The 17,529-nt window shown below is 75.6% G+C and carries 12 protein-coding genes; 3 read left to right on the plus strand and 9 right to left on the minus strand.

The window, feature by feature from the left end; genetic code table 11:
- The 5 genes from amrb99_RS21905 to amrb99_RS21925 form a co-directional block, all read right to left on the minus strand.
- Positions 1-1,791: DUF5682 family protein (locus tag amrb99_RS21905; protein WP_190858910.1), on the minus strand; the 1,791-nt coding region annotated here is incomplete at its 3' end.
- Entirely contained in the window at positions 1,791-2,885 is a 1,095-nt protein-coding gene (locus tag amrb99_RS21910; protein ID WP_190858912.1) for an AAA family ATPase, read from the minus strand. The genes amrb99_RS21905 and amrb99_RS21910, both read right to left, overlap by 1 nt.
- 15 nt (positions 2,886-2,900) lie before the next feature.
- Complete coding sequence (locus tag amrb99_RS21915) at positions 2,901-5,093, minus strand: DUF4132 domain-containing protein (RefSeq protein ID WP_190858914.1); 2,193 nt, start codon at positions 5,091-5,093, stop codon at positions 2,901-2,903.
- 110 nt (positions 5,094-5,203) lie between these two features.
- Positions 5,204-5,479, minus strand: coding sequence for a hypothetical protein (locus amrb99_RS21920; protein WP_190858916.1), 276 nt, complete (start codon positions 5,477-5,479; stop codon positions 5,204-5,206).
- Positions 5,469-6,005: a sigma-70 family RNA polymerase sigma factor gene (locus amrb99_RS21925; protein ID WP_190858918.1), complete on the minus strand. Its 537-nt coding sequence runs from the start codon at positions 6,003-6,005 to the stop codon at positions 5,469-5,471. Before amrb99_RS21925 ends, amrb99_RS21920 begins: the two co-directional genes overlap by 11 nt.
- A gap of 249 nt (positions 6,006-6,254) precedes the next feature.
- Between amrb99_RS21925 and amrb99_RS21930 the strand changes: the two genes are divergently transcribed.
- The 3 genes from amrb99_RS21930 to amrb99_RS21940 all read left to right on the plus strand — a co-directional run bounded on the left by amrb99_RS21930 (position 6,255) and on the right by amrb99_RS21940 (position 9,260).
- A complete protein-coding gene (locus amrb99_RS21930; RefSeq protein WP_190858920.1) occupies positions 6,255-7,442 on the plus strand; it encodes a helix-turn-helix transcriptional regulator in 1,188 nt (395 codons plus the stop codon).
- A 100-nt stretch (positions 7,443-7,542) separates the two neighbouring features.
- On the plus strand, positions 7,543-7,797 hold the full coding sequence (locus amrb99_RS21935; protein WP_190858922.1) for a hypothetical protein: 255 nt from the start codon (positions 7,543-7,545) through the stop codon (positions 7,795-7,797).
- Between the two features lie 305 nt (positions 7,798-8,102).
- Positions 8,103-9,260 (plus strand): cystathionine gamma-lyase, encoded by a 1,158-nt coding sequence (locus tag amrb99_RS21940; protein WP_206700053.1) that lies wholly within the window; start codon positions 8,103-8,105, stop codon positions 9,258-9,260.
- On the opposite strand, the gene amrb99_RS53250 is transcribed toward amrb99_RS21940, so the two are convergent.
- From amrb99_RS53250 to amrb99_RS21960, 4 genes are all read right to left on the minus strand, one after another.
- On the minus strand, positions 9,225-11,411 hold the full coding sequence (locus amrb99_RS53250) for a DUF4132 domain-containing protein (RefSeq protein WP_190858924.1): 2,187 nt from the start codon (positions 11,409-11,411) through the stop codon (positions 9,225-9,227). The genes amrb99_RS21940 and amrb99_RS53250 overlap by 36 nt on opposite strands.
- 10 nt (positions 11,412-11,421) lie before the next feature.
- Entirely contained in the window at positions 11,422-14,793 is a 3,372-nt protein-coding gene (locus tag amrb99_RS21950) for a DUF4132 domain-containing protein (protein WP_190858926.1), read from the minus strand.
- A gap of 56 nt (positions 14,794-14,849) precedes the next feature.
- Positions 14,850-16,238 carry an FAD-dependent oxidoreductase gene (locus amrb99_RS21955; protein WP_190858928.1) on the minus strand — a complete coding sequence of 463 codons (1,389 nt, stop codon included), beginning with the start codon at positions 16,236-16,238 and terminating at the stop codon, positions 14,850-14,852.
- 130 nt (positions 16,239-16,368) lie between these two features.
- Positions 16,369-17,478 carry an amidohydrolase family protein gene (locus amrb99_RS21960; protein ID WP_190858930.1) on the minus strand — a complete coding sequence of 370 codons (1,110 nt, stop codon included), beginning with the start codon at positions 17,476-17,478 and terminating at the stop codon, positions 16,369-16,371.
- Between the last annotated feature and the right edge of the window lie 51 nt (positions 17,479-17,529).

Consider the following 17,529-nt stretch of genomic DNA (forward strand, 5'->3'; position numbering starts at 1 on the left):
GTCCCGGTCGACGCGCAGCGTCCCGGCAGCGTGCAGCAGCGCGTCGCGGGCCGCGGCGAGCGCCCGCAGCCGGGCGCGGTCGGCGGGCGCCGGGCCGCCGCGGATCCCTTCGGCGAGCCACAGGATCCGTTCCGTGCACTCCTCGATGACGGCGCCGAACAGCGGGCTGCGGGCCGTCCCGAGGACGTGGTCGTGCCGCCACAGGCCGAGGACGACGTCCAGCGCGCGGCCGAGCGCGCCGAGGTCGGACGCGCCCCCGATCCCGGCGGCGATGGACGAGGCGATGCGGCCGGACTGGCCGGCGCAGCCGCACAGCGCCGCGTCGAACAGCGACTCCGCGAGCCGCTCGATGTCGCCGCCCGCGGCGGTCGTCCGCTCGTCCAGCGCGGCCGCCGCGGCGTCGCCGAGGGTCGGGCCGTAGGCGCCCGCCTCGATCAGCGCGGCGAGCCGGGCGCCGTCGGGGTCGGACGGGTCGAGCTGCCAGACCTCCTCCAGCTCCGGGTCGGCGCCGGTCGCCGGGCCCGACTCGCGGCGGGCGCCGGGGACGCCGAGGACGCGCAGCCGGTGCAGCGCGCGGCTGCGCTCCAGGCCCCGCGCGGTGGTCAGCTTCAGCGTGATCCGGCCGCCGGCGGCGAGGCCGAGCCGTTCCAGCTCGGCGGCGGCGTCGTGGACGAGCGGCGGCGCGGGCGTGTCGCGGTGCAGGCGGCCGACGCGGTTCCCGCTCAGCGCGGCCACCATCTCGGCGACCGCGGGGTGCGCGCCCGGCGCGAGGGGGCCGCGCGCCGTCCACGGCAGCCGCTGGTCGAGGTCCTCGCCGACCAGCGCGGACACCAGCCCGTCGAGCAGGTCGGTGCGTGCGGGCGAGCGGTGCCCGCGCAGCCGGGTGAGGCCCTCGGTGAGGGTCCGCGCGGCGATCAGGTCGGCGGTCGACACCACCTGCCTGCGCTCGCGCAGCCGCGTCACGACCGTCTCGGTCAGCGCGGCGGCGGCGCCGTCCGGGCCGTCCTCCCAGAGCCGCTGGTAGTACTCCGGCGACGGCATGCCGGACTGGTAGCCGGTGAACGCGTCGAGCCGCCGGAACGAGTACGGGACGAGGAAGCCGCCGCCCGTCGCGCCCTCCTCCGGCGCGGGGACCTCCGGCCATCCGGTGCCGCCGGTGCGGGTGAGGGCTTCGAGCGCGGGCTTGTGGAACCCGCCGGTCACCACGACGACCGGCCGGTCCCCCGCGTCGGCCCGCGCCGCGCGGACCCACGCGGCCATGTACGACTCGCGCGCGGAGTCGTCGGGCCCCGGCTCCGCTTCGCCGCGTACCAGGTCGAAGTACGCGTCGAGGCGCGCGGGCAGGTCGTCGGCGTCGATCTCGAACAGGTGGTCCCACAGCACGTCGGTGTTGTCGACGGCGAACTCGCGGCACAGCCGCTCGGTGGCGTCGGCGTAGCGGCGCTCGGCGTCGGCGTACCGGTTGCCGCGCTCGGCGAACGCGGGATGCCACGCGGGCAGGTCGATGAACCGCAGCTCCGCGCCGGCGGCCCGGCCCGCGTTGAGCGCCGCCCATTCCGGCGAGTAGTCGCAGAACGGCGACCACGACGCGTGCACCCGCTCGGCGTCCCGGTGGAAGCTGTAGATCGCGATCGGCGGCGTGTGGCCGAGGAGCAGCTCGTCCAGCCGCCCGTTGAAGTCGGCGGGGCCCTCGACGAGCACGTACGCGGGGCGCAGCCGCGCGATGGTGTCGCGGACGAGCCGCGCGCACGCCGGGCTGTGGTGCCGGACGCCGATGAACGTGACGGCCATCAGCCGGGCAGCCGGTGCCGGGCCGCGTGCAGCGCCTTCCACTGCTCGCCGTCGCGCCGGCCGGCGGCCTGCTCCAGGTAGCGGCGCAGCCGGGTCAGGTCGTCCGCGCTGTCCTTGGCGGCCGTCCCGGCGAGGCACTCGACGATGTCGGCGGCGCCGCCGGGCTCGCCGCGCAGGAACCAGCCCCGCACGCCGACCGCGTGCGCGACCGACACCGCTTCCGCCGTGCTCATCACGGCCGACAGCCGGTCCATCGGCCGGCCTTCCTCGGTGGTGGCGTTCCGCAGCTCCCGGAACGTGGTGACCAGCACCTCCAGGACGTCGCGGCGCGGCGCGACGCCGACGCCGCTGCGCTCCAGCAGCCGCGCCGCCTCCCGCTCGACCAGGTCCAGCTCGGTCGCGAAGTCGGCGATCGGGAACACCGTCTCGAAGTTGAACCGCCGCTTCAGCGCGGCGCTCATCTCGTTGACGCCGCGGTCGCGGGTGTTCGCGGTCGCGATGACGTTGAACCCCTCCCGCGCGAACACCATCGACTCCGGCCCGGACAGCTCCGGGATGGCGAGGACGCGGTCGGACAGCGGCGACAGCAGCGAGTCCTGGACCTCCAGCGGGCAGCGGGTGATCTCCTCGAACCGGACGACCCTCCCCTCGGCCATCCCGGTCAGCAGCGGCGCCGGCACCAGCGAACGGGTCGACGGCCCCTCCGACACCAGCAGCGCGTAGTTCCACGAGTACCTGATCTGGTCCTCGGTGGTCGCCGCGCCGCCCTGGATCGTCAGCGTGGACGTCCCGGACACCGCCGCCGCGATCAGCTCCGACAGCAGCGACTTCGCGGTGCCGGGCTCGCCGACCAGCATCAGCCCGCGGCTCGTGGCGAGGGTGACCAGCGCGCGGTCGATCAGCGCGGTGTCGCCGACGAACTTGCGGGTCACGCCGAGCGCGTCGTCGCCGACGATGAACCGGCGGGCCCCGGTCAGGCTCAGCGCCCAGCCGGGCGGGCGCGGCCCGTCGTCGTGCTCGCGGAGCCGTTCCAGCTCGTCGGCGAACCGCACCTCCGCGGGCGGCCTCTGGTGGTCGGCGGTCTCTTCAGGCATGGTGTCCGTTCCGGGTCAGGCGGCGGATTCGGTGAGGGCGGTCAGGTCGGCGAGGATCTCGGACGCGGTGACCGGGTCGAGCTCGCCGAAGCTCGGCGGGTCGTCGTTCGAGGCGCGTGTGCGGTACAGGGCCGGCTTGTCGCCGAGCCACACGTGCCTCAGGGTCTGGTGGTCGGCGGACGCGGTGACGTCCCCGGCGTAGATGCCGGGGTCCGGCTCAACGACGACGCACCGGCCGCGGGCCGCGAAGCGGGAGACCCACCGCTCGACGCCGCCGTCCTGGGGGCGGCCGCGGTCCCAGCCGCGGCGCGCGAGCGCGAGGACCGCCTCGTACGGCACCTTCAGGTTCTCGAAGCGCCGCAGCCGCCCGCTCTCGCGCTCCTCGGCGGTGAGCGCGTGGACGGGCCGTCCGAGCTGCGGGAACGGCTGCAGGATCGCGTAGTCGGCGAACACCTCGGCCCAGGCCGCGACGCCCGCGCCGCCGAGCCGCACCGGGTGCGCGATCTCGACGGCCGCGTCCTCGCGGAGGTCGAAGGAGTCGTCACCGGAATCGGCGAGCGTGCCGTCCTCGGCGATCCTGAAGGCCGCCGCGCCGTCCCCGGTCGCGGCGGTCCAGACCAGGCCGCTCGCGAACCGCCGGACGAGCGGATGGCCGGTCACGAACGCGCGGAACTCGGCGGACGTCCACCGGCGCCGCTCCACCATCGCCTTCTCGAAGCGGAGCAGGAGCCCGGCGGCCGCGTCGCGGACGTCCTTCTTCAGCTCCGCGAACGCCTCGTACGCGGCGGGCGCGAGCGCGGGGTCGTCCTTCGCGCCGGGCTTCGGCAGCGCCTTGCGGGGTGCGCCGTCCTGGTCGGTGACGACCGGCCTGAGCGCCTCGTCGAACCCGACGGTGAAGCGGCGCGGGCCGTAGTCGAGCGTCAGGGTGCCGGCCGCGTCCAGGCCGAAGCCGGGGACGAGCCGGTCGGCGAGCTGGTCGGGGGTGAGGCCGAGGCCGCGAGCGGCCTCCCGGACCTTGCGGCTCGCGGCGTCCTGGACGCCCGCGAACCTCGACTTCCGTGCGATGCCGTCCAGCTGCGCCAGCGCGGCGTCGGTCCCGATCTCGGCGAGCACGTCGAGGCCGGTCAGCGCGTGGCCGTGCCGTCCCTCGCCCGGCCAGGCCCGGATGACGGGCGCCAGGCGCCGGGCGGTCCCGTCGTCGCCGCTCCAGCCGAGGCGGGCGAGCGCCCAGCCGTCCTGGGACGGCCCGCCGGCGTCCTGCCATCGGCGGAACAGCGCCCAGCCGAAATCCGCGAGCGACGCCGGGTCGCACGCCTCCTTCACCCTCGCCAGCCCGGAGGCGGGCGGCAGCGCGAGCAGCGCCAGGAGGTGGCGCGTCGCGTCGGCGGTGAGCGCGCTCCGGCCACCCGCGAGCAGGACCCGCGGCAGCCCCTCGAGGGCCGCCCAGCCGCGCGGCTTCGGCGGGCGGGCGAGGCCCGTCTCCAGCGGGTCGGCGGCGAGCAGGCGGGCGACCGCCTCGGCGGCCGCGTCGCCGTGCGCGGCGCGGGCCTCGGCCAGGACGGCGCCGCCACCGGACGGCTCGCCGCACTCCGCCAGATGCCGCAGCGCCCGCTCGGCGGACCGCCGCGCCGTCTTCGCGGTGCCGAGCGCCGCGGGGACGAGGTGGGCGACGGCGGCGGTCCCGTGCCGGCGGAACCACCAGCGGGCCTCGGAGTCTTCGCCGCGCCCGAGGAGCCCGCCCATCAGCACCGCCACCCTGGCGTCCAGGAAGGGCGCCAGCAGCCCGCCGGAACGCGGCGACTTCTTCACGAGGTGCGCCGCCGGCGGTACCGCGTCCATCTCGTAGCGGGCGAGCAGCACCCGCATCCAGCGGAAGGCATCGTGCCGTTCCGGCGCCTTCCAGCCGGCGAGGAGGGGACGCACGACGTCCTCGGGACCGTGCAGCATGGCGCCGACGGCGCCGTCACCGCCGTCCCGGACCATGCGGGCGAGCGTTTCCGCGCCGGCCTCCGGAGGTGCGGCGACCGCGCCAGGATCGCCGTCCAGCCACTCCTCCCGCTCACCGTCCCGCCAGGCGGTCCGCGGGTCCGGCGCCGCGAGGCCGGCGAGCACCGGCGGCTCGAACCCCTCCCACGGCGGCACCGCGAGGATCCCCGGCAGCTCCGCGGCGGACGCCTCCGGAACGTGCGCGCTCGCCCCGCCGCTCATCGGTCGGCCGCCTCGGCTCCGCGCCGGCGGGACCGCCGGCGCGCTCCCGCCGGGAGGTGATCTTCCATGCCGCCCAACGGTAGAGCAGCGCGCCGACAATCCACCGACGTTTAGTGACGTGCCCGGGAACGCCCCGAAACCTCCCCGGCCGGGGTCCGCAGCTCGCACGCGCCGTCCTCGCACGTCCGCTCAAGGCGGCCCCTGGACAGGGCCTCGGCGAGCCCCATGAACCAGCAGGCCGGGCAGCCCCGCAGCGCCACCAGGCCGACCGGCGCCAGGACCAGCCCGGCGATCCCGATCAGGGGGACGAGCGCGACCGCGCCCGCGAGCGCGCCGAACCCCACCGCGCCCCGCACCAGATGCCGTCCCAGCGGTTCACCGGACATGGCCGCCCTCCAGCGCCTCGTGGACCGCCGCCCGCGCCCGGTGCAGCCGCGACTTCATCGCGGGCACGCTCAGCCCGAGCGCGCCGGCGGTCATCCTTCCCGGGATCCCCTGCACGTCCCGCATGATCAGGACGCGCCGCTGGTCCGCGGGCAGCGCGGCGATCGCCGCCGCGACCCGCTCGGCCTCCAGCCGCCGCAGCACGTCGTCCTCCGCCGACGGCACCGCGCCGTCCGGGACGTCCCGTACGCCGAGCATGGGCCGCGCCCGGCGCAGGCACTCGTTGCGGACGATCCGGAACATCCACGACGCCAGCGCGCCCGACGCCCGCAGCGTCCCGATCTTCCGGTACAGGATGATCAGTGCCTCCTGCGCGGCGTCCTCGGCGTCCTGCGGCGACGCGCACAGCGCGTGCGCGAACCGCCGGACGTGCGGGTGCGACCCCGACACCAGCGCCGCGATCGACTCGGCGTCGCCCCGCTGCGCCGCGGCGACCAGCCGCTCCCCCGGCCAGGCCCGCTCAGCCACGCGCCCTCCTCCTGCGCCGCACGACGGTGGCGGTGCACGCGCACACCAGCACCGCCGCACCCGCGACGGCCACTGCGACGATCATGATGACCTCCGTTCCGTGCCGGCCGGTCCACCGGCACGCCCATAGGAGGCCCCGACCCCCCGAAAGGATTCGCGCCGTCCCCGTTTCCGCACGGAAACCCCGCCCCGCCGCCACCCCCTATCCTGCGCGGTCCGGCGTACGTTGGATGATCGGGGTGGTCGACCATGACGGACGACGTGCGGCGCATCGGCGACAACATCCGCGCCGCCCGGCGAGCACGGGGCATGTCTCTGGAGGTCGCGGCCGGGCTCTGCGGCCGCACGAAGGGATGGCTGAGCCGGGTCGAGAACGGGCGCCTGCGCCTTGAGCGGCGCTCCGACATCGCCGCGCTGGCTCAGGCCCTCGAAGTGTCGGCGGACGCCCTCCTCGGCATGCCCGCACCGGAGATCCGCCCCGACCGCCGCGAGTTCAGCCTCGTGCCATTGCAGAACGTGCTCCTCGACGCCGCCCCGGACGACCCGCCGGACGTCCGCGCGCGACCTGTGGCCTTCCTACGAGAGGAGCTGGAGCGCGTCGACCAGGCACTGAGGAAAGCCGAGTACGCGGCGGTGGTGCGGCTCCTACCCGAAGTCATCGGCGAGCTGTACGTGCACGCTTCCACCGGCACCGGCCCCGACCGGGACGAAGCCTTGCGGCTGCTGATCCGCGCGTGCGGCTCCGACGGAACGTGCACCCTGCGCCACCTGGGCGAGACGAACCTGGCCTGGATCAGCGGGGAACGCGCGCGCGAGGCGGCGGAGCTTCTCGGAGACCCGGTCTGGGTGGGCGCCGCCGCGTTCGGCCGCGCTCACGCCCGCAGCTCGACGAACAAGCCTCGCGCTCTCATGACCTCGGCGCGGGCCGCCGACACCGTCGAGCCGCATGTCGGTGACGACCGCTTCTCACGCGAGGTCTACGGGATGCTGCGCCTGTCGTCCGCCCTGGCCTGCCAGGTGGTGGACGACCATGACGGCGCCAGGCAGCACGCCGCCGAAGCGGCGCGCATCGCTGAACCCTTGGGTGACGCCCCGGACGCCTGGGAACTGTTCGGCCCCGCCAACGTCGGCGTCTGGCGCACGTCGCTCGCCGTGGAGGCGGGCGAACCCGGCGAGGCCCTGACGCACGCGGACGCGGTCGAGCCGCGTGCCCTCGCGTCCAACAACCGGCGCGGCGCCCTGCGCATCGAGCGGGCCCGTGCCCACGCGATGCTTGGGCACAACGCGGAAGCCGTGCGCGAACTGCGTCAGGCCGAACGTCTCTCCCCGCAGCAGGTGCACAACCATCCCTTGATCAGGGACCTCATCGCCGACCTGCTCACCCGCGCTCCGGGCCGCGACTTGCGCGGGCTGGCCTGGCGCATGAACCTCGCCTGAGCGTTGAGTCGCGGCGGGTTTCGGGGGCGAAACCGAGGACCCGGAACCGTACTTAGCGTGTTCGTCTCGTCACGGAATGCGAGACGGATGCGGAGGGTGCATGAGGCGGGGGTGTTGCGAGCCGCCGGTGCTCTACTCGTGGGACGTGCCGGAGGCGTCGGCGGGCGGGGTGTCGGACGACTGGGCGACCGTGGCGCGGCATGTGGACGCCGCGCTGCGCGGGGCGCCGGGAGGGGCGCGCGGCGTCGTCCGGCGGGTGCGGGTCAGCCTCATCGGGCGCGGCGCGTACATCGACCTCGGCGAGGTCGCGGAGGCGGCGCGGCTGGACGGCGGCGTCGTGTGGACGGCCCGGTGAACGCGCTGCGGTACCTCGACGCGCTGGCGGGCGAGCTCGCCGGGAAGGGGCGGACGGTCGCGCTACGGCTCGGGGATCCGCCGCTGCTGCGGTTGTCCCACCGGTCGGCGCCGCACGTCGGGGAGAGTGTCATGGTGGTGGTCGTGGACGGGACGCCGTGGTTCCGTGATTCGGTGGGACGGCTCGTGGGGCCGTGCTCGGACGTGCGGGCGGCCGGCGTCGTGGTAGGGCGGGCTGTCGGGCGGGGGCGTCTTCGTGCTGGTGGGAGGCGTGCGGAACGATGGTGGCGACGAAGAGGAGGACGTGTGACGCGTGAGCTTGGGGACGGGACGCTGGCGGTGGGGGCCGGGAGGCCGCCCGCGAAGAAGTACGCGCCGCCGTTGCCGGGGCCGGTCTTCGCGGCGCATTTCCATCTGCCGGGCGAGCCGGTCGGGCCTTACACGTACGGGCGCGACACCAATCCGACATGGACGCTGCTGGAAGCGGCGATCGGAGAACTGGAGGGCGGCGCCGAGGTCGTTTCCTTCTCGTCGGGAATGGCGGCGATCGCGGCGGTGGTGCTGTCGCAGGTGCGGTCCGGTGACGTGGTCGTCCTGCCGGACGACTGCTACCAGACGACGCGGGCGCTGAAGGAGCGACTCGAATCGTACGGGGCGGTCGTGCGGATGGCGCCGACGGCGGGCGACGCGCAGATCGAACTGCTCGACGGCGCCCGGCTGGTGTGGCTGGAGACGCCGTCCAATCCGAATCTGGACGTGTGCGACATCGCAAGGCTGGTCGAGGCGGCGCACGAGGCGGGCGCGCTGGTCGCGGTCGACAACACCCTGGCGACGCCGCTCGGACAGCGCCCGCTGGACCTCGGCGCGGACTTCTCGGTGGCCAGCGACACCAAGGCGCTGACCGGGCACGGGGACCTGCTGCTCGGGCACGTCGCGACGCGGGACGCGGCGCTGGCGGAGAGCGTGCGGCTGTGGCGCAAGACGGTCGGCGCCGTTCCTGGGCCGATGGAGGCGTGGCTGGCGCACCGTTCCCTGGCCACGCTGGAATTGCGCCTGGACCGCCAGGACGTCAATGCGATGGCATTGGCGGAGGCGCTGCGGGAACGGCCGGAGGTCGCCGGGCTGCGGTATCCGGGATTGGCGGACGACCCGTCCCACGAGGTCGCGGCGAGGCAGATGCGGCGGTTCGGCTGCGTCGTCTCGTTCGTGCTTCCGGACGAGGCGTTCGCGGAGCGTTTCCTCGGCGCGATGCGGCTCGTCAACCAGGCGACGAGTTTCGGGTCGGTGCACAGTTCCGCCGAGCGCAGGGGACGCTGGGGCGGCGACGCCGTGGACCCGGGGTTCGTCCGGTTCTCGGTCGGCGTGGAGAACACCGGCGACCTCGTCGCCGACGTCCTCGCCGCCCTCGACGAGGCCGGGAAGGCCCCGTCAGCCGAGGCCCGCGAGGTCGGCGAGGATCTCTGACAGCAGGACCGGGTCGGCGGCGGCGAAGCCGTTCTCGGCGGGGAGCGCCGGGTCGTACTCGCCGGGCGCGGGTGCGATCCAGACGTGCTCCAGCCTCTGCTCGGGGTGCAGGTCGACGTAGCCGGCCACGATGCCGGGATCGAGTTGGACGACGACGTGGTGGGCGCCGGCGCGGCGGGAGATCCAGCGCTGGACGCCGCCGTCGAGGGCGGCGCCGCGCTCCCAGCCCGTCCGGGTCAGGCCGAGGATCTTCCCGTAGGGCACGCGCAGCCCCTCGAAGCGGGCGAGGCGGTCGTCGCGGCCCGCGCCGTCCGCGAGGGTGTGCACGGGGCGGGCGAGCTGCGGGAACGGCTGGACGATCTCGTAGTCGGCGAACACCTCCGCCCAGGCCGGCAGGGCGTCGCCGAGCAGCAGCGGGTGGGCGATCCGCACGTCCGCGGAGACCTCGAAGGCGTCGTCGCGGACGTCGGCGGGCGTGCGGTCCTCGGCGAGCCGGAACGCGGTGCCGCCGGACGTCCAGACCAGGCGGCGCGCGATGTGCCACATCAGCGGGTGCCGGACGAGGAACGCCGTGAACTCGGCGGGCGTCCAGGTGCGGCCCTCGACCATCGCGGTCTCCAGGCGGGCGATCTGGACGGACGCGACGGTGCGGACGTCCTTCTTCAGGGCCGTGAACCGCTGGTGGGCGGACGGGTCGTCGCCGGGGCCGGGCTTGGGGAGGGTCTTGCGGCGTCTGCCGTCCTCGCCGGTCACGTAGGGCCGGAGCAGCTCGTCGAAGCCGACGGTGAAGCGGCGCGGGCCGTGGTCGAGCGTCATCGTCCCGGCGTCGTCGAGGCCGAAGTCGGGGACGAGCCGGTCGGCGAGCTGCCCGTCGCTCAGCCCCTTGCGCGCGGCGACCTGGCGCAGCTTGGCCTGCGCCTGCCGCTGCAACCCCTTGTAGCGGCTGGCCCGCGCGATGCCGTCGAGGTGCAGCAGGGCGAGGTCGGTGCCGATCGCGGCGAGCGCGTCGAGCCCGGCGGCGGCGCGGTCGTGCCCCGCCTGACCGGGCCACTCCTTGATCAGCGGGGTGAGGCGGCGGACGGTCTCGTCGTCGCCGAACCGGCCGAGCGCGGGCAGGACGAACGCGGACCGACCCGGCGTCCCGGCGTCCCGCCACGCCTCGAAGAGCGCCCAGGCGAAGGCGGTGAGGGACGCCGGGTCGCACAGCGCGGCGGTCTCCTCGGCGGCCTCGTGCGCGCCGGGGAACGCGTCCGGGCGCAGCGCCATCGCCCAGAGGTGGACGAGGTTGCGGGCCGCGCCGGGCGGCAGGCGGCGCCCGTCCCGCAGGACGGGCCGGGGCAGCGCCTCGGTGTCCAGCCAGCGGGGCAGGTCCGGCGGCTTCGGCCGCTTGTGGGCGGGTTCGGCCTGCTCCGGCGCGCCCGCGAGCAGCGCGGCGACGGCCTTCGCGGCCTCCTCGCCGTGCACTCCGGCCGCGCCGACGACGTCACCTTCGATGAGGCGCAGGGCGTGGACGGCGTTGCGGCGCGGGCCGACGCGCTTGCCCAGCGCGTCCGGCACCAGGTACGGGACGGCGCCGAGCCCGTGCCGGGCGAACCACGTCCGGGACACCTTCTGCGCCGACTTGAGCCGGTAGAGCCAGTCGGCCATCAGCCGGGCGACGTCCGCGCCCAGGAACGGCAGGAGGACGGGCCCGGTCCCGAACGGGTTGGCCCGCGCCATCCGGACCGACACGTCCCACGCCGCCTCCTCGAAGCGCGCGACGATCGGCTTCAGCGAATGGTCGAAGTCCCAGGTCACCGGGGGCGGCTCCCAGGCGGCCAGCAGCGGGCGGGCGAGGTGCTCGGGCGCGCTCGCCAGGAACCCGGCCTGGCTCGGCAGGTACATCGACCCGTCGCGGACCTTCTCGGCCTCCCGTTCCCAGTCGCCGTCCGCCCACGGCCCGCCGTAGGGCCGCATCGCCGCCCACCGCTCGCGCTCGTCCGGCTCCCAAACGATGCGCCGCTCGCCCGGCGGTTCGAGGCCGGGCACGACCGTGCCCCCCGCCGCGCCGCCCGCCGCGGCCTTCGGCGCGGCGGGCTTGCGCAGCCACGGCGGGTCGACGAGGTCGGCGGGCAGCGCGTCGAGCGGCGCGTCCGGCACGGCGTCCTTCACGGCGTTCCTCTCAGCGGGCGTCGGCGGTGAGCGCGGTCAGATCGGCGATGACCTCGGACGCGGTGACCGGGTCGAGCTCGCCGAACGGCAGCGGGTCCCCGTGGTGCATCCACAGGTCGTCCTGGCGGCGGCACAGGCACACCTGCCGCAGCGTCTGGTCGCCGAGCGCGTCCGGTTCTCCGACGGGGATGCCCGGGTCGAGGTCGATGACGACGTGCCGGCCCGTCCCGGCGGGACGCGAGATCCAGCACTCGACGCCCGCGTCCTGCGGCGCGCCGCGCTCCCATCCGCGCTTGACCAGCCCGAGCAACCGGCCGGCCGGGACGGCGGCGCCCTCGAACCGGGCGATGTGGCCGCTCTTGCGCTCCTCGTCGGTCAGCTCGTGCACGGGGCGTCCGAGCTGCGGGAACGGCTGCAGGATCTCGTAGTCGGCGAACACCTCCGCCCAGGCGGCCACCAGGTCGCCGGCCTGCATGTGGACCGGGTGCGCGACGCCGACCACGACCGTCTCCGGAAGGTTCAGGGCGGTGTCGTGCACGCCCGCGAACGTGCCGTCCTCGGCGACCCGGAACGTGATGCTCTTGTACTGGTCCATCTCCACGGCGATCCACACCAGGCGCCGGACGAGGTGCCGGAACAGCGGATGCCCGGCGAGCAGGTCCCGGAACTCGGTGAGGGACCACCGGCGGTTCCGCACCATCGCCGTCTCCAGGCGGGCGATCAGGTCGGCGGCGACGGTCCGGACGTCCTTCTTCAGCGTGGAGAACGCCTTGTACGCGGCGGGCGCGAGCTCGGGGTCGTCCTTGGCGCCGGGCTTGGGCAGGGCCTTGCGGCGCTTGCCGTCCTCGTCGGCGACGTAGGGCCTCAGCTGCTCGTCGAACCCGACGACGAACCGGCGCGGACCGTAGTCGAGCGTCATCGTCCCGGCGTCGTCGAGGCCGAAGTCGGGGACGAGCCGGTCGGCGAGCTGCTCGGCGGTCAGCTCGAGCCCGGCCGCCACCTCAGCGATCTTGTCCTGGGCGCGCGTCCGGAGCCCCTTGAACTTCACCTTCTGCGCGATCGAGTGCAGGTGCATCAGCGCGACGTCGGTGCCGATCTCGGCGAGGACGTCCAGGCCGGTCACCGCCTTGGCGTGGCCGCCCTCGCCGGGCCAGGCCCGGATCACGGGGGTGAGGCGGCGGACGGTGCCGTCGTCGCCGAGCAGGCCGAGCTGCGCCAGCGCCCAGCCGTCCTTGGACGGGGCGCCGTTGGCCTCCCAGCGCCGGAACAGCGCCCACCCGAACCCGGCCAGCGACGCCGGGTCGCACAGCTCGCGGACGGCGCCGACCCCCGCGTAGACCTCGCCGGGCTTCGACATCGCCAGCATCGTCAGCACGTGCGGGACCGCCGTCTCCGGAAGCGCGCGCTCGCGGTCGCGGAGCAGGATCTGCGGCAGCATCCGGACGTCGGCCCAGTCGCCCACCGCGGGGATCTTCGCTGGGAGGATCTCCAGCGGATCGACGGCGAGCAGCGCCTCGATCGCGTCGGCGGCCTCGTCGCCGTGCGCGCGCGCCGCGTCCACGATGCCGCCGGTGCCGTGGTGGGACGCGACGAACCGCAGCGCGGCCTCGGCCGCCCGCCGCTCCGCGCCCGCCTTGCCGAGCGCGGGCGGCACCAGCGCCGGGACGGCCGCGAGGCCGTGCCGGACGAACCAGGCGCGCGCCGTGCGGCCCGCCTGCTTGAGCCGGACGAGCCAGTCCGCCATCAGCCGGGCCGTCTCGTCGCTCACGTACGGCATCAGGATCGCTCCGACGCCCGCGGGATCGCGCCGCGCCGCGACCACGGCGGCGTCGAGGGCGTCCAGTTCGAACCGGGCGACGACGACGCGCATCCACTCGTCCACGTACCAGGGCTCGGGCGGGTCCCAGTCGGCCAGCAGCGGCCGGACCAGTTCCTCGGGCCCCTCGACGAACAGCATCGGCTGCATGTGGTCGAGCAGTTCGCCCCTCCGGAACTTCGCGACCTGCGTGGACCAGTCCAGCCGCTCCACCCACCGCCAGTAGTGGTGCAGGTCGACCTTCCACTCCTCCCGCTCCCCCGGCTGCCACGCGATCGCGCGGATGCCGGGCGCGGGCAGGTCCTTGAGGACGACCGGCTTGGACTTCGCACGCGGGCGGTTCCAGGGCGGGTCCACGAGCAGCGGCGGCAGCGACGCGGGATCGGCCTCCGGGACGCGCGCGCCGGCGTCCAGCGCGGCCCGGACCGCCGCCCCCGACGCCTCGGGGAGAGCGGGGAGCAGCTCGTTCGCGAGCGCCGCCTCGGCGCGCACGTGTACCGTCAGCAGGTCGGACGCCGCCGGGCGGTCGGACGCGGCGGCGAGGAACCGCAGCGCCCGCGCCGGGAACCGCCGCGCCGCCGCCAGGACCGCGGCCTCGGCGTACTTGCGGTCGAGCCGGTCCAGCAGCGCCTGGAACGCGGCGTCTACCGGCAGCACGGCGAGCGCGTCGAGCAGGGTCCGCGACGTGTCGCCGTCGAGGTAGGGGTCGTCGAGCGCGTCGGCCAGCAGGTCCACGACCCCGTCCGGGCCGATCCCGTCCACGAGGCTGGTGATGACGGCGGCGCTCCGGCTCTGGAAGCCGAGGCCCAGACCGAGCGCGTCGAACTCCGCGCGGTCCGCCACCGCGCACTGGAGCAGCCACCGCTCGGCCGTGTGGACCGCGGCGGCCGTCGCCTGCGGGTCGGCGAGCAGGTCGGCGAACCAGGCGCGCCGCTCGGGCATGAGGTAGGAGGCGACGGCCTTCTGGACGAGGGTGCCGCGATGGCGCGCCAGCCCGTCCGCCGCCTCGGCGTAGACCTCGTCCTCCGCGGTGGCGAGCAGGGCGCGCAGCCGCCGGGCGCTGTCCTCTTGCGCCCATCCTCCCGACCAGTTCTCCTCGGGACGGCGCTCGCGCACCCCTTCCCACCGGCGCTCCATACCGACGACGTCGAAGGGCGCCCAGAGTCCGGCGCGGGCGACGTAGGCGCACGCGGCGAAGACCACGCCGTGCTCCTCGGCCCACGCGTCGATGAACGGGTCCCGCCGCGTGTACATGACCTGCCCGAGCGGCGCGGCGACGAGGGCCACGGCCGCGGCGCCGAGCGGGTCGGGCTCGCCGCGCAGGTACGCGCGCCCGGCCTCGGCCACCGCGGGCGGCGTGCCCGGCAGCGCGAGCACCGCCTCCACGTCCGGCCGGAACTCCTTCAGCATCGCCCTGGCCGTCTCGGCGCCCTTCCGGTCGGCGGGCACCGCCGGCCAGGCGTGCGGCCGGTCGCGGCGGGGGTGCAGCCTGCGCAGCCACGCGTCGGGCATCACCAGGGTGTTCTCGTCGGGGCGGGCCTCGGCCGCGGCGTCCGTCGTGCTCATGACGGCACCGTAGGGGAGATCACCGACAAACCGGCACCGGAACGATCAAGCCGGCGTCACGGGAAGCGGCGCATGTCCTCCTCGACGCGCTCGGCGGCCTTGCGGGCGGCGATGAGGACGGGGTCCCAGACGGGCGAGAACGGCGGCGCGTAGCCGAGGTCCAGGCCGGTCATCTCCTCGACGGTCATCCCGTGCCACAGCGCGATGGCCAGGCCGTCGACCCGCTTGGCGGCGTTCTCCTCGCCGACGATCTGCCCGCCGAGCAGCCGCCCGGAGCGGCGCTCGGCGATCAGCTTGGTCTTCATGGCGGTGGCGCCCGGGTGGTAGCCGGCGCGGGTCGTGGACTCGACCACGACGCTCAGCGCGTCGAACCCGGCGGCGGCCGCCTCGCGCTCGTTCAGGCCGGTCCGCGCGACCTCGACGTGGCAGATCTTGGAGACGGCGGTGCCGACCACGCCGGGGAACGTGGCGTAGCCGCCGCCGAGGTTGATCCCCGCGACGCGGCCCTGCTTGTTGGCGTGCGTGCCGAGCGCGATCGCGACCGGCAGGCCGGAGACGAGGTGGCGGGTCTCGACGCAGTCGCCCGCCGCCCACACCCGCTCGGTCCGGGTCCGCATCCGCCGATCGGTGACGATCCCGCCGGTCGGGCCCGTCTCGATCCCGGCGGCGCGGGCGAGGTCGCTGCCGGGCCGGACGCCGAGCCCGAGGATCACCAGGTCGGCGGGGAGCGTGCGGCCCCCGGCGCGGACCGCCGCCACCCGCCCGTCCGGACCGGTGTCGAAGCCCTCGACCCGGTCGCCGAGGTGCAGGTCGACGCCGATGCCGCGGATCGCGTCCGCGACGAGCGCGCCTATGTCGGGGTCGAGCGTGCTCATGGGCTGCTCGGCGCCGTCCACGATCGCCACGTCGAGGCCGCGCGTCACCATCGCCTCGGCCATCTCTAGGCCGATGTAGCCGCCGCCCACGACGACGGCGCGGCGCGGCTTCTCGCGCTCCAGCACGCGGCGGATGGCGATCCCGTCGTCGAGGACCTGGACGCCGTGCACCCCCTCGGCGTCGGCGCCGGGCAGCCGCGGGCGGGTCGGCACCGCGCCCGTCGCGATCATGAGCTGGTCGTAGGGCTCCCAGGTCTCGCCGCCGCCGTCCACGTCGCGGACGCGCACCCGCCCGCGCTCCGGGTCGATCTCCGTCGCCTCCGTGCACAGGCGCAGGTCGATGCCCCGGTCGCGGAACTCGGCGGGCGTCCGGGCGATCAGCGCGTCCGCGTCGTCGACCACGCCGCCGACGTAGTACGGGATGCCGCACGCCGAGTACGACGCGAAATGCCCGCGCTCGACGACCGTGACGTCCAGCTCGCCGGGCCCGCGCCGCCGGCGCGCCTGCGACGCGGCGCTCATCCCGGCCGCGTCGCCCCCGATGACGAGCAGCCGCTCGCGTCCTGCCATGGGCACCTCCCGAAGATCGCTCCCCGAGCGTATCCGCGGCGCCCCGCCGGCCGGACGCGGCACCGATCGGACACGGCGCTGATCGGACGCGGCGCTGATCAAGCACGGCACCGGTGCGGCACGGCGCCGGTCAGAGGCGGTAGACGCGGCGGGCGTTGCCGGACGCGACGAGCCCCGCGACCCGCTCGGCGTCGGCGGACGTCCAGGCGCCGTCCTCGACGCCGCCCGCGAGGAGCCCCGCGAGGCCGCGCCGGAACAGCAGCGCGCCCAGGTGGTACAGCTCGGCCAGGCCGAACGCGTCGGAGGAGTACAGCACCTTGCCGAACGGGGCGAGCTCCAGCAGCTCGGCGATCAGCGCGGGCGCCCGGTGCCCGAGGTTGTGCGTGGCGAGCCCCGCGTCCACGTACACGTTCGGGAGCACCTGCGCGAGGTACCCGGCCTGCCGGTGGAACGGGTAGTTGTGCAGCAGCAGCGCGGGGGCGCCCGCCGCGTCCATGGCCCGCAGCAGCGAGATGAGCAGCAGCGGGTCGCCGCGGCGCAGGTCGGCGTCGACGTCCCCGTACCCCACGTGGAACTGCACCGGCAGCCCCAGGTCGACCGCGCACCAGATGAGGAAGCGGTGCAGGATCTCGTCGCAGACCCGCATCTCCTCCTGGCGCAGCAGGATCCCGGCCGCGCCGGTGACCTCCGCGTCCGACGGCCGCACCCCCGACAGCTCCAGCCCGGCGCGGTACGCGGCGATCGACTTGGCGCCCGCCGCGTCCGGCGCGCGGGCGGCGAGCCGGGCGCGGACCTCGTCGGCGAACCGGTGGGGGTCCACGCCGTCCGACAGGACCTGCTCGGCGACCGTCTCCAGCCGGACGATCTCGTGCGCCCGCGCCCCGGCCAGCCGCCCGAGGGCGGGCGGGTCCAGCAGGGCGCGCGGCGCGTAGCCGGTGTCCACGCACAGGGCCTCCAGCCCGGCGGCGGCGAGGAACCGGCGGTTCACCTCCGCCGCGCCCAGCTCGGCGCGGCGGGCGAGGTAGGCGTCCGGCTCCGCGTGCGCGTCCAGGTCCAGGACGGGCGCGCACCAGCGCCGCAGCGCGAAGCCGACCTGCGTGTCGAACATGCTCGTCCCGGGCGGCCCGCCCGACCCGGCCTCGGTGAGCATCGCCTCGAACGCCGGGCGGTCGAGGTCGTCCTCGTACACGCCGTGGCAGTGGTGGTCGATCAGCGGCAGCGACTCCAGGTATTCGAGCACCCTCCCTACGTCCCCGGAAACGCGGCGGCGTCCCTGAAATCGCGGGGCGTT

The sequence above is a fragment of the Actinomadura sp. RB99 genome (assembly GCF_014706005.1).
Classification (GTDB): domain Bacteria; phylum Actinomycetota; class Actinomycetes; order Streptosporangiales; family Streptosporangiaceae; genus Spirillospora.

Bases quoted from the DNA above. Each gene is read 5' to 3' on its own strand.
- amrb99_RS21950 (WP_190858926.1), bottom strand. From the start codon at position 14,793: ATGAGCACGACGGACGCCGCGGCCGAGGCCCGCCCCGACGAGAACACC.
- amrb99_RS21935 (WP_190858922.1), top strand. From the start codon at position 7,543: ATGAGGCGGGGGTGTTGCGAGCCGCCGGTGCTCTACTCGTGGGACGTG.
- amrb99_RS21915 (WP_190858914.1), bottom strand. From the start codon at position 5,093: ATGAGCGGCGGGGCGAGCGCGCACGTTCCGGAGGCGTCCGCCGCGGAG.
- amrb99_RS21920 (WP_190858916.1), bottom strand. From the start codon at position 5,479: ATGTCCGGTGAACCGCTGGGACGGCATCTGGTGCGGGGCGCGGTGGGG.
- amrb99_RS21930 (WP_190858920.1), top strand. From the start codon at position 6,255: ATGACGGACGACGTGCGGCGCATCGGCGACAACATCCGCGCCGCCCGG.
- amrb99_RS21910 (WP_190858912.1), bottom strand. From the start codon at position 2,885: ATGCCTGAAGAGACCGCCGACCACCAGAGGCCGCCCGCGGAGGTGCGG.
- amrb99_RS21955 (WP_190858928.1), bottom strand. From the start codon at position 16,238: ATGGCAGGACGCGAGCGGCTGCTCGTCATCGGGGGCGACGCGGCCGGG.